This window comes from Fluoribacter dumoffii NY 23 (assembly GCF_000236165.1).
GTDB classification, from domain to species: domain Bacteria; phylum Pseudomonadota; class Gammaproteobacteria; order Legionellales; family Legionellaceae; genus Legionella; species Legionella dumoffii.
On the sequence record NZ_CM001373.1, the window covers coordinates 1,011,599 to 1,024,343 of the forward strand.

The following is a 12,745-nucleotide window of genomic DNA, read 5'->3' on the forward strand; positions in this document are numbered from 1 at the left end:
ATTTTAGATAATGAAAAATTTTTATTTTGCATTGTATACTTAGGTATTGCAATAAAATGAAATGAGATGGACTCGCTTGGTACTTGATTCGGTCCATTGTAATGGAACATTTAAAAGGGACAAAATGCAATCAAAGATTACTGCAATAGGAATTGCAACGCCTCCATTTATGCGCACACAAGATGAGATTGCCGAACTTATTTCTACGGGATTTCATCTTGATGAAGCGCAAAAAAAAATATTGAAAAAAATATACAAATCTTCAGGTATTGAAACAAGACATAGTGTTTTAACCGATTACTGTAAAAAACCCGGACAATTTGAATTCTTTCCCAATACTGCTCATGGAAGTTTCCCTTCAACTTTTCAGAGAATGCAATTATATAAAGATAATGCCCTTAATCTAGCGGTAGAATCTATTGAAAATTGTTTAAACAGCATTAATTTTGATCGCAGTAAAATAACTCATTTAATCACAGTCAGTTGTACGGGAATGTATGCACCTGGCATTGATATAGAAATTGTGCAAAAACTCAATTTAGCCTCCTCGGTTAAACGCACAGCTATCAATTTTATGGGATGTTATGGTGCTTTTAATGGTTTAAAAGTAGCCAATGCATTTTGTCAAACAGAACCTCACAGTAATGTGCTGCTGGTTTGTGTCGAATTATGTACCATACATTTCCAGAATGCCTTTAACATAGAGAACATCGTTTCAAATGCTATTTTTGCTGATGGGGCTGCAACCGCTCTGATACAGGCAAAAACTGATACGGAAAAATATTTTAATATTGAAAGTTTTTATTGCGATTTGGTGCCGCAAACCAGTCGGGATATGGCATGGACTATTTGTGATTACGGTTTTGATATTGTGCTTGGATCTTATGTACCCGAAGCAATTAAATCAGGAATTTTAATGTTTACTGAAAAATTGTTGGAACAAGCCAGTTATTCATTTAACGATATTGATTTCTATGCAATTCATCCCGGTGGAACTAAAATTTTGCAAGCATGTGAACATGCATTAAACATAAGTCCTGATGACCTTCAATATTCATATGAGGTATTGAAAAGATATGGGAATATGTCTTCCGCAACGGTGTTATTCGTATTAAAAAAAATCTGGGATAAACTTAATATTCAAGATAAGGCAAAAAATGTTTTTAGTTGCGCTTTTGGACCCGGATTAACCTTGGAATCAATGATTCTCAAAATTCAGCATCATTAATACACTTTTCTGAGGATATATTTAAATTGTTCTAGAGTTATGACCCAGGATGCACACAAATTAGAAAAAATAGAATTTTACTTGTTTTTCTAAACGCACAGAATGGACTTTTTAGTAGCTATAATTATTTTAATTTTCAGGTGAAATCATGAATAAAATATTTTTGTTTCTCTTAATAACAGTTACACTTTCTTCAAGTTATGCTTTAGGCAGAATAAACACGGTCATTCCCACGCCTGGCAGCTCAGAGGCAAGTTCTGGAGGTACCGAAGAACCAAATACAGGAGCTGGTGAGAATTCCGAGACTAATACCGGAACTGATACAAATTCCAGTACAAATCCTAATAGTGGTAGTGAGAAAAATCGAGACACACATAGCGGGACGAATAATACCAGCACTACCTACTGAGAGTTGCTTCACAAAAAAAAAGAAAAATAAAAAATGTTCTCCAGGTCCGAGTTTTATCCATAAATAATGTTAACTTATGGAATGGAAATTTATTTTTCAAATTGTGACACATCAAATCAAAGTTTGAGTCTTTGATGCTTACTCATGTCCTCATGTGATTGTAATGCGCAATCAGGGCGATATTCCGCCTTATATTCAAAATAAAATGTAGAAAATTTTTTTTTCTGTAAGTTGCTTTTAAAGTAGGAAATTGCATCCTCATCGCCGTAGCTCACAGCAAGATCAAGCCAATCAAAACCTGCAATCCAATCACACTCAACTTCTTTAGGTAGCTCCACCTCAATATCATCATCCATTTCCAGCTTTAATCTATTAAAATCACCGAAAGCAATAAGTGCCATTTCAAATTGAGCACTGCTGTACCTTTGTTTACCGGGTGAAACCTCAGAAATTCTCCTTGCTGTAATTAAAGTCATCTCCAGGTATTCGTTAAAAGAGATATGTTTTTTGGGTTTAAAAAATCGTTTCATATGAATAGGAAAAGTTTAATTATGTGCTTGTTTTTCGGCCAAGTAAACAACTGTACTGTAACAGAAAGAGAAATATTGTACATATTGTTTTATGAGGCAGCTCTGAGTTTTGGATATTTGATAATATTTTTCTCAACTATCAAGTTGAACATGAATATCGCGGGCCTCTGATTGCCCATGGTCATCTACTGCCCGAACAACAAATTTTCCAGGTTTTGCGTTCCATAAATAAGATTCCCCTGCTTTTGTTTTGGCGATAAACGTTTCATTAATAAACCAGTAAACATGAGCAACACCCGCGTCTGTTACAGCGGTGAAGGGGATGGTGTTATTTAGATGGGAATTAGCACGAATTATATAACTAATTCCATTTTGTGGTGATGTAATGTGCGGCTCAATACCGGGATGTCCCGTTAAGATGCAGTCAGGCTCAAAAAAAGGAGGGGTATGTCTTTGAATTCCAGCTTTCTTAAAAATACTTAACAAATCAGACGGCCAAAATTCAAAAATTTCAAAACGGGTAAATTCATCCATGTGGCAAGTGCGTAACCCGGTTTTGCTGTTAATGGCTACCTCTCTATAAATTGTATCTGTTTTTATTGGAGATTTTCCAGGGATAAACCAACCCCACTCAGTGTCTTTGCAGTATCGTGTTGGCAACATACCCGATGCTTTACATATTTCAACTTTTTTTAAATTCATTTGTTCGGGATGTTTCTCCAAAGCACGAATAGGGCCTCGTTCATGCCTTAATGCATCGATCAGTTCAAAAAATAAGGGAGCTGCAATATCCTTGCCTACAAATGCAGGATTAGCTTTATTGTCAAAATTTCCTATCCATACTGCCAAAACATAAGGACCAAATACACCAACAGCCCATGCATCACGGTATCCAGATGACGTGCCGGTTTTCCAGGCGACCTGCAAACGAGTCCCGCTCGTGGAATTGTCATCCAAGCGCGGAGTATTTTTTAACATATCCAATACCAGATAGCTTGCTTCTGGACTTAGCAAACGAACACCGCTTTTCCTTTTCTCATGTTTCAACGAGCGAATTGGATACCATATTCCGTCATTAGCCAACATCGCATATAAACTGGCCAGTTCATTCATAGTCAATTCGACACCACCTAGACTTAAGGATAATCCATAGTACGACTCAGAGCGTAATTGGCTGATTTGTGCTTTTTCCAATAATTGGTGGAGGGTAGGACTGTTTAACTGGCTTGCAAGATAAATTGCTGGAATATTACGGCTCAGAACCAAAGCATCCCTGGCTTTAATAGGTCCTATAAATTCATAATCAAAATTTTCAGGATTATATCCATTAAAACTGTGAGGCACGTCTTTTAAGATGGAGTTTGGATGGATTAGGCCTTGATCTAAAGCCAATCCGTAGATAAATGGCTTTAATGTGGAGCCTGGCGAACGTTTGGTCTCTGTGCCATTTATTTGCCCGCTAATGCCTAAATTAAAAAAGTCAGCCGACCCTAACATTGCTTTAATACCCATGTCCCGAGTATCTACAAGCAACACAGCTGCATTATTTACCCCCAGTGTCTTTTTTCTGGCAAGATAGTGATGGGTAATGCGCTCGATTATCATTTGAGTACGATAATCTAAAGTAGTTTCAATGCCTTGCTGTTTGTTTGGTGCAGTAGATAAAACCTTGTTCACATAATGAGGTGCATTAAAGGGAAGCATATGAGTATTTTGCATGACCAACGGAAGAGCAAACATGCCTCTTTTATTCGCATCTTCTGGATGCTTACCTAACCAACGTCCTAATAAATGCTCGCGTATTTGTTTTAATTCTTTATTATTGGGGGTCCTTTTACCTGGATTTTGAGGGATAATGCTTAAAGTTAAAGATTGAGGTAAGGTAATTTTATTAACACCCGTTCCAAAATAAACTAAACTTGCTGCCCCTACACCTTCAATGTTGCCCCCATAGGGTGCCAAATTCAAATAAGCCTCTAAAATTTCATTTTTGCTATAATGCATTTCAATTTGAATCGCACGAATGATTTGTAATAATTTCCCGGAAATTTTTTTTGAATTCATGCCATACCGCAGCCGTGCAACTTGCATGGTAATGGTTGAGGCCCCTACCCTTCGTGATTGCACGCCGTATGTTTGCCACATAGCTTTTATCGTTGCCCAGGGATTAATACCATAATGCCAGTAAAAATACTGGTCTTCTTGTAATAAAGTTGCCTCAATAACCTGCTTTGATATGGATGACAGAGGGGTAAACAGACGATATTTCTCATCCTTGCTCAATGTTAGCCTTAATAATTTTTGATGCTCATCATAAACTGCCCTTGAAAAACTGACGTCTTCTAAAAGCGGGGGTTTTGGCAAAAAAAATAATATTAAATAGGCACTGACAAGGAGTGAAATAAGGATTATGCTTAGTTTTTTAAATATTCTGTTCATAGTCGCTATTATGCACTAAATCGAATAAAATATATGCAAATTTTTTCCACCCTCTTCACCACTTGGGATCAATGATGAATAAAAACCCGCTATCTTTTTTAAAAAATGCGTTTTCATCTGTTTTCGGCAAATTAAACTGGCGTAGTCCTCCCTGGGTGAATTACTTGTGTTATAAATCAAAATCATCGCCCCAAATGTTCTGGGGAACCAGCCTTCTAATCATTGTCATTCTAATTTCTGGTGGCTATTCCTTATACTGGTATAAAAATTTACCAAAACCGGTTTATACAACTGCTCAGATTACGGTTCCAGATATCACCCCTAATACTGAAGAAGGATTATTTCCCAACAATTTGATTATTGATTTTGGAATCAAAAATAATGGATTTATCAACCAGTCTGTTGCTCCCATTAATCTGATTGGAAAACCGATAACTGAAGGCATTGAAATGAGCCCTAAAATGCCAGGAACATGGATGTGGAACACAGACAGCCAGCTAGTTTTTACACCCTCAGAGGATTGGCCTGCAGGACAAAAGTTCACCATTCATTTTGCCAATAATTTCTTTGCACCTAGTGCAAATTTGGAAAGCCATGAATATTCTTTCAACACCCACCCCTTAACTGCCAAAATTACCGAGTTTAAGCTTTATCAGGATCCAGTTCATGTTGAAACCAGAAATGCGGTAGCCACAATAGAGTTTAATTATCCAGTTAACCCCCAAACCTTGGAAAAAAACACATCGCTGGTTTATCAGACAAAATCGGGCTCTGCTGGTGAAGCCCTTCCCTTTACCTTTACATTTGATAAGAATAAACGGCTAGCCTATCTGCACTCTGAAACAATAAAAATAACTGATGTGGCCCGCTTCATACGTTTAACATTGAATAAAGACATTACATCTTCTACCAATTCCGGCCATTTACGGCAGGAACAGTCACAGAATTTAATAATTCCCAGTGCCAGCGATTTCCTTAAAGTACTTTCCACTACAGCCTCTATCATTCGTAATGATAAAGACAGGCCCGAACAAGTGCTCACTGTGGAGACCTCATTAGGAATAAATGAAAGTGAATTTAATAAATCAGTACATTTTTATTTATTGCCTAAAGATCGCCCAGCAACGGTTGCTGAAGCAGCCCAGGAAAATTACCAATGGCAAAACCCAGGCGAAGTGACGGAAGCCATTCTTTCCCTGTCAACACCATTGACAAAGGAAGCTATTCCTACAGAGCAAAACTATTCAAGCTTGCATAGCTTCAAATTTAAATCAGAAGCTCCACGATATATCTATATAAAAATTGACAAAGGAATGCGGGGATTTGGTGATTTTACTTTAGGTAACACCTATGCAGCAGTTATTCCGGTCCCTCCCATACCCAAAGAAATCAGTTTCTTACATAAGGGGTCACTGTTGGCTTTAAGCGGAGAAAAAAAACTGTCTGTCCTCATTCGGGGCGTGCCTGCAGTTAAATTTGACTTTGCACGAGTATTACCAGAAAACATCAATCAATTGGTAACCCAAACCCAGGGAGATTTTAATAATCCATTTTTTATTAATCCTTCATTTAACCAACAAAATATCAGTCAAATATCTTCCGAGATTCAGGAGTTTAATGTTTCAGATGTAACCAAACAACAATATACTGCGCTTGATTTCAGCAAGTATTTAACAATGAATACCAACTCAATGGGTCCACAAGGTCTCTTTTTGTTACAGGCTACTGGCTGGGATGTCGCAAATAATTCCCCATTGGATGTAAAAGCAAGTCGGATGATTCTAATTACTGATCTGGCCTTATTAGTCAAGGACAACCAGGATGGTAGTCATGATGTATTCGTTGACTCCATTGCCCAGGGGACTCCTGTTACCAATGCAACAGTAACCGTTTTAGGGAAAAACGGATTGCCCATTTTATCTCGCATTAGTGATGCACAAGGCCGGGTTACATTTCCCTCCTTGAAAGATTTTGTGGATGATAGAGAACCCACGGTATATCTGGCTCAACTGAATAATGATGTCTCATTTATCCCTTTCAATAACGCCAATCGGCAACTCAATTTTTCCAAATTCGATATAGGGGGCCTTTATACTTATAATCAGGAGTTGCACAGTTTAAGTGCTTATCTTTTTTCTGACAGAGGGATATACAGACCCGGAGATACTGTTCATATCGGCATGATTGTCAAACAAGCCTATGCACAACCCCAACCAGGCGGCTTACCGCTGCAGGCAACTGTAGTTGATTCAAGAGGGACAACAATTAAAGATGAAAAAATTACACTTAATGATTTAGGTTATATGAACCTGGATTTTACCACAAATAGTAGCTCCCCTACGGGGCAGTACATGGTTAACTTGTACTTGGTCAAAGACGGTTATCCGCAAAATCTGCTTGGATCTACAAATATCCGCGTTTCTGAATTTTTACCTGATAGAATGAGAATCACAACCAGCTTGTCCCCCAACCCTTCTGCAGGATGGAGTTCGCCGGTTGGATTAAAAGGTGAGGTAACTCTTTGGAACTTGTACGGCGCACCAGCTGCAGATAGAAAAGTTAGCGGTAAAATTTTACTCGTACCTGAAAAAGTACAGTTTGATAAGTATCCTGATTATGTTTTCGTTGATCCGTTGCTGGATCCCAAAAAACCGCCGAAGGTTTTCACCGAAACATTGAATGACGTTAAAACAAATGATAAAGGCGAAGCTGAGTTTGATTTGAATCTTGAGCGTTTCGAAAAAGCGACGTATCAATTAACTTTTTTTGCTGAAGGCTTTGAGTCAGAGGGCGGGCGCAGTGTAACCAGTCAAACCAAGACCCTAGTCAGTCCCCAAGCTTACTTCGTTGGGTATAAACCCGATGGGGATTTATCTTTTATCAAACAAAACAGTGCTCGCAGCATAAATTACATTGCGGTTAACCCCGGCTTGAACAAGGAAGAAATTAAAGAGTTGAAGATCCAACTGGTTTCGTTGCATCCAGTCACAACTTTAGTAAAAAAAGCAGATGGTACTTATCAATATCAGTCTGTTGTTCAATCCACAGTTATCAGTACCTCACCTTTTAATATTTCGGAGCAAGGCACAGATTACACTTTACCCACTCAACAAATAGGCGATTTCTCACTAAGCATTCTTGGAAAAGATAATACGGTTCTGAACCAGTTAAAATTCAGCGTGGTAGGTGCAAGTCAACAACCTTTGGCCAAAAATGCGGAATTGGCGATTAAGCTCAACAAAAATGAATATCTGCCCAATGAAGAAATCGAGATACAGATTACTGCCCCTTACACAGGTTCGGGCTTAATTACCATTGAGCGGGATAAGGTTTATGCGGCCCAATGGTTTAAAACCGATACTACCAACTCGGTGCAAACCATCCATATACCAGCCGACTTTCAAGGAGATGGTTACATCAATGTAGCCTTCATACGTGACTGGAATTCACCAGAAATTTTCATCAGTCCTCTCAGTTACAGTGTGGTACCTTTTACAGTAAACCATGAAAGTCATGATATAAAAATAGATTTACAAACTGCAGAGGTTGCACGCCCTGGGGAACCTTTAACTATAAATTATCATACCGATAAACCAGGAAAAATCATTGTCTTCGCAGTGGATGAGGGCATTCTTCAGGTCGCCCGTTATGAGACGCCTGATCCTTTGTCTTTTTTCTTCCAAAAACATGCTCTTGAGGTTTTGACCCAACAAACTGTTGATCAAATCATGCCTAAATTTATTCAGGACCGGGAACTGTCAGCAGTTGGCGGTGACAGTGGTGAAGAAGGAATGGCGAGCCGCCTTAATCCTTTTAAACGAAAGTCAGAACTTCCCGTCGCTTATTGGTCAGGAATTCTTGATACGGACTCAAGCACTCACCAAGTGACTTATCACGTTCCTGATTACTTCAATGGTACATTACGAGTCATGGCAGTAGCGGTATCATCAGACTCTGTGGGTTCGCAAGAGACTGCTGCTGAAATTCGCGGTGATTTTATAATAAATCCAAATGTCCCGACTTTTGTCGCCCCTGGAGATGAATTTGAAATATCATCATCTGTCGCCAACAATATTAAAGGTTCAGGTGAGCACGCACTTATTCAAGTTAACTTAAGCGCTTCTCCTGAAATTGAGATTATTGGCTCTCCAATCCAGACCTTGGAAATTGCTGAGGGACGCGAGCAAACAGTTCATTTTAAATTAAAGGCCAAATCTCTTCTAGGCGGTGCTAAATTAAGCTTTAAAGCCAGCATGGGAGATAAATCCAGTATCATGAATGCTACTCTCAGTGTAAGACCGGCCATCCCATTTAGCACCTACATTAATAGCGGTAAATCAGAAGACAGTAAAAAAACACTGGATATCATGCAAACCTTATTTCCAGAATATCGTAAAGTGAACGCGACAGCTTCTACAAGTCCTATGATTTTAGTATTTGGTTTACAACGTTATCTGGATAATTATCCTTATGGTTGTACCGAGCAATTGACTAGCAAAGCTCTGCCCTTATTGGCAATGAACAATCAAACAGGTTTTGGTGATGAAACCCTGCAAGTGCATGAGAAGGTGAATGCCACAATTCAAATGCTCAGTCAACGGCAAATGTCTAGTGGCGGTTTCAGTTATTGGCCAGGCCTTGGAGATAACCAGGGTAATGATTTCTCATCAGTTTATGCCATGCATTTTCTGACCGAAGCGAAAGCACAGGGGTTTAGTGTACCTGGCGATTTATTCTCTAACGGCATTAACTATCTTAAAACTTTGGCTAACCAAAATGTTTCTGATTTGGATACAGCAAGGATTCAGGCTTATGCTATTTATATTTTAACCCGCAATGAAATTGTTACGACAAATTATCTGGCTAATTTACAACTGTATTTAGAAAAGGACAAAACAAAGGCTTGGCAGAGCGACATTACAACAGCCTATATAGCAGCTTCCTATCAATTACTACAAAGCAACGCAGAAGCAAATCAGTTAATCGGCTTGTATCAACCGCAAACCAAACAAGCTTACATTGCAGATTTTTATAGCAGTGCAATTGCTGATGCGCAGTACTTGTATCTTGTAGCGAAACATTTCCCCAATTTATTACCTCAGGTAGGAAATGAACTACTTACCCGATTGGTTCAGGCAATTAACAATAATGAAATTAATACAGTCTTGTCCGGGTTTACAAGTTTGGCTTTAGGAGCCTATCATCAAGCGCCATCTAATGAGTCCGCTTCGCCCTTAACCATAACCCAAATAAGGACAGACAATAAGGAAATTAATGTTCCTGTTACTCAAACAGACTACCAAAAAACAGATATTGATTCGGATGTATTGAAAATACGTTTTAACAATCCTGAGAAAAAAACATATTTCTATCAATTAATCCAATCCGGCTTTAATCGGGAAATTCCAAATACGCCTTTAAAACAAGGTTTGGAAATTTTCCGCGAATATAGAGATCCAAAAGGAAATGTAATCAATTCCACTTCCTTGGGAAGCGAAATTGAAGTCCATATCCAAATTCGCGCTTTAGACAATGATTATTTATCTAATATTGCTATTGAAGATTTATTACCTGGTGGTTTTGAAGTAGTTACTGACTCTGTGAAAAATAACACCATGGATTATGTGGATATTCGTGAAGACAGAGTGAATTTCTTTGGTGGAGTAGAGTCTGCTGCCAAAGAAATTGTTTATAAAATAAAAGCTGTAAATATAGGAAAATACATTGTTCCGCCCGCTTATGCAGAGTCCATGTATAATCCGAATACCAAGGCTCAAGGTGTTTCTTCAGTAATTACTGTTACTGAAACTCCATAATATAAATGTGTCATCAGGGTGCAAACCTCACATTTAGCCAGTGTTTATTCAGAATGCACTGCTAAACGCGCTGTCTGCACCCTGTTACAATAGATAAACTCTTTTTCATCTTGAAACGAAAAAGATTAAATAAATTTAATGCATCTGAAATTTTTTGATTTCGGAGCAACTAACAATATTGGTGTAAGGTTTTATGAACAATTTAAAAAATAGCATTAGCAAGTTTATTTTTATGGGACGTTGGTTACAGCTTCCTCTATATTTGGGCTTAATTTTAATCCTCGCGGTATATGTTTATCGTTTTGTCCATGAGTTATTTGAATTAGTAACCCATTTTAATAGTATTGATGATACCCTTATCATGCTTGGCGTGCTGGATTTAATTGATGTGGTAATGATCGCCAATCTACTCATTATGGTAGTTATGGGCGGATATGAAACTTTTGTTTCCCCGCTTGCGCTGGACTCGCATCCAGACCAACCCGAATGGCTTGATCATCTCGATGCAGGTGCTATGAAAGTAAAGCTTGCTCTCTCATTAATTGGAATCTCATCGATTCATTTATTGCGAACATTTATCGATCCTAATAAACTCAGCAACTACTCGGTGATGTGGCAGGTCATTATTCATTTAACTTTGCTGGTATCTGCTTTAGCCATTGCTTTGACCAATAGAATGCTTGTACACAATAAATCCCATTAAAAAAGGTTAAACTTGGTGGTGAAGAGTTGTTCAAATTTCTATAACCAGGACTTATTGATCTAACGCTATTTTCCTGCTTTAAAATGAAGTTATAGATTATGAGCAGCTTTTCGCTGTTGAATTTCCCAAAAACGTATAAATTCTTCAGTTATAAACTAAACATAATTCTGCCTTCAGTCGCACAAACTTCGCAAACAGCTCTGAGCGTCGCAACTCATACTGCGCGCGCACAGGTTTAAATTAAAAGCCTCTTTCGTACCCTTTAACTTATGTGTTCAAATCTTGCTCATATTTAATAATTTGTTAATAATCACTCAGTATAATATTCACTCAAAGGTGATTTTTAAATAAGGTATGGAAACCTCGTAATGCAATTATATGAGGTTAGGTAAGATGTACACGAAGAAAGAAGTAGAGCAAAAGTCCACTACTGAATACCAAATCGGTGTTTGTATCAAAGATACCAATCAAGAGAATGGTCCTGGTCACGTAACTACATTATTGATTAAGAAAAAAGAAGGAAAAACAACTCAAATTCGTACCACAAGTTTTTACCCTGGCCCAGTAGGTAGTCTTGTTAACGGAGTTACTTTTGGTTCGGTACCCGTTTCAGGGCAACTTGCACCGGATCATTTAGAAGACGTTAAAGAAGCGGATCATGTTTTAGTTAAGTCATTGCCGAAAGAACAATTTAAAAACGCCAAACAAGGACAAACTGAATTTAATGAAGATGTAAAAAAAGGTCATCGTCTTTACTCTGTTTTTGGTAAAGAAAATCCATTGGCTAAAGGGATGAAACGATTAGTTCAAGGAGCTGGAGGTGCGCATATGGTCGTTGAGAAGCATAAAAAAGAGACTGGCTGTTATCCCCCGGAAGATTTTTGTGGTATTCACGTATTTGATGATGATCATCCTACCCCGCCAAAAGTGCGCATAGACAACTGTTCCAGTTCAGCAACTCATATATTGCGCAGGGGAGGAATTGATTTTGAGAACCCATTAATACCCACATTCTTTACCTCTGAACTGCAAAAACATGGCTTTAATAAAGTAGACAAAGATACTTTTGTAAAAGAACATTGCAATTCGTCCAAGAAGCTATAGATAAGCGCAGCACACTAATTAATTCTCAAGGTGTGCTGCAACCTACACTTGATAAAAATTTAATACTTGCCTGTAATCCTTTTGCCAAAATGGATAATTTCTCGAATTTTAGAAGATTGTTATATTTTCGTTTTGAAATCAAGCATCGTTCAGCTTGAACTAGGCCAACATTGCAGCCCTATGCGGAACTGGTAGCAATAAAACGCAAATCATAGTCATCTATTTTGCTCTCGTACCCTGATAAGTGCTTTAATGGCGATTTTTTCCACGTCAGTAAGTACAGATACGATAACCGTCTACGGCATTTTGGATGCTACCAAACTTGACATTTTTTTTGTTGCTCACTCACTTTCTTACTGATAGCTCGCTTTAATACTGGCTATGTTCAAATATACATTATCAACAACATTTTTATTCACCTTTTCAGCAGCTTGCTGATGCTCTTCCAATAGTTCTTTAACAAATAGTCTGGGATCGTCAGACTTATATCAGCTCGGTATAAGGCTTTAGGTTTTG

General features: G+C 38.1%; 7 protein-coding genes. 5 read left to right on the forward strand and 2 right to left on the reverse strand.

Annotated elements, in window-relative coordinates:
• Positions 1-124 precede the first annotated feature (124 nt).
• Positions 125-1,228 (forward strand): type III polyketide synthase, encoded by a 1,104-nt coding sequence (locus KYQ_RS04705; protein ID WP_010653720.1) that lies wholly within the window; start codon positions 125-127, stop codon positions 1,226-1,228.
• 148 nt (positions 1,229-1,376) lie between these two features.
• A complete protein-coding gene (locus KYQ_RS04710; RefSeq protein ID WP_010653719.1) occupies positions 1,377-1,637 on the forward strand; it encodes a hypothetical protein in 261 nt (86 codons plus the stop codon).
• A 116-nt stretch (positions 1,638-1,753) separates the two neighbouring features.
• Here the strand turns inward: KYQ_RS04710 and KYQ_RS04715 are convergent, their stop codons facing one another.
• Together KYQ_RS04715 and pbpC are read right to left on the reverse strand one after the other, a co-directional pair.
• Positions 1,754-2,113, reverse strand: coding sequence for a hypothetical protein (locus KYQ_RS04715; RefSeq protein WP_010653718.1), 360 nt, complete (start codon positions 2,111-2,113; stop codon positions 1,754-1,756).
• A gap of 186 nt (positions 2,114-2,299) precedes the next feature.
• A complete protein-coding gene (pbpC, locus tag KYQ_RS04720) occupies positions 2,300-4,606 on the reverse strand; it encodes a penicillin-binding protein 1C (protein WP_019349698.1) in 2,307 nt (768 codons plus the stop codon).
• Positions 4,607-4,680: 74 nt separating this feature from the next.
• On the opposite strand from pbpC, the gene KYQ_RS04725 reads away from it, so the two are divergent.
• The 3 genes from KYQ_RS04725 (at position 4,681) to KYQ_RS04735 (ending at position 12,229) form a co-directional block, all read left to right on the forward strand.
• Positions 4,681-10,422 (forward strand): alpha-2-macroglobulin, encoded by a 5,742-nt coding sequence (locus tag KYQ_RS04725; RefSeq protein WP_010653716.1) that lies wholly within the window; start codon positions 4,681-4,683, stop codon positions 10,420-10,422.
• 193 nt (positions 10,423-10,615) lie between these two features.
• Entirely contained in the window at positions 10,616-11,125 is a 510-nt protein-coding gene (locus tag KYQ_RS04730) for a TIGR00645 family protein (RefSeq protein ID WP_010653715.1), read from the forward strand.
• Between the two features lie 393 nt (positions 11,126-11,518).
• Positions 11,519-12,229: a hypothetical protein gene (locus tag KYQ_RS04735; RefSeq protein WP_010653714.1), complete on the forward strand. Its 711-nt coding sequence runs from the start codon at positions 11,519-11,521 to the stop codon at positions 12,227-12,229.
• Positions 12,230-12,745: the final 516 nt, after the last annotated feature.

Coding starts and splice junctions, on each gene's coding strand:
- KYQ_RS04705 (WP_010653720.1), top strand. CDS start 125: ATGCAATCAAAGATTACTGCAATAGGAATTGCAACGCCTCCATTTATG.
- KYQ_RS04710 (WP_010653719.1), top strand. CDS start 1,377: ATGAATAAAATATTTTTGTTTCTCTTAATAACAGTTACACTTTCTTCA.
- KYQ_RS04715 (WP_010653718.1), bottom strand. CDS start 2,113: ATGACTTTAATTACAGCAAGGAGAATTTCTGAGGTTTCACCCGGTAAA.
- pbpC (WP_019349698.1), bottom strand. CDS start 4,606: ATGAACAGAATATTTAAAAAACTAAGCATAATCCTTATTTCACTCCTT.
- KYQ_RS04725 (WP_010653716.1), top strand. CDS start 4,681: ATGAATAAAAACCCGCTATCTTTTTTAAAAAATGCGTTTTCATCTGTT.
- KYQ_RS04730 (WP_010653715.1), top strand. CDS start 10,616: ATGAACAATTTAAAAAATAGCATTAGCAAGTTTATTTTTATGGGACGT.
- KYQ_RS04735 (WP_010653714.1), top strand. CDS start 11,519: ATGTACACGAAGAAAGAAGTAGAGCAAAAGTCCACTACTGAATACCAA.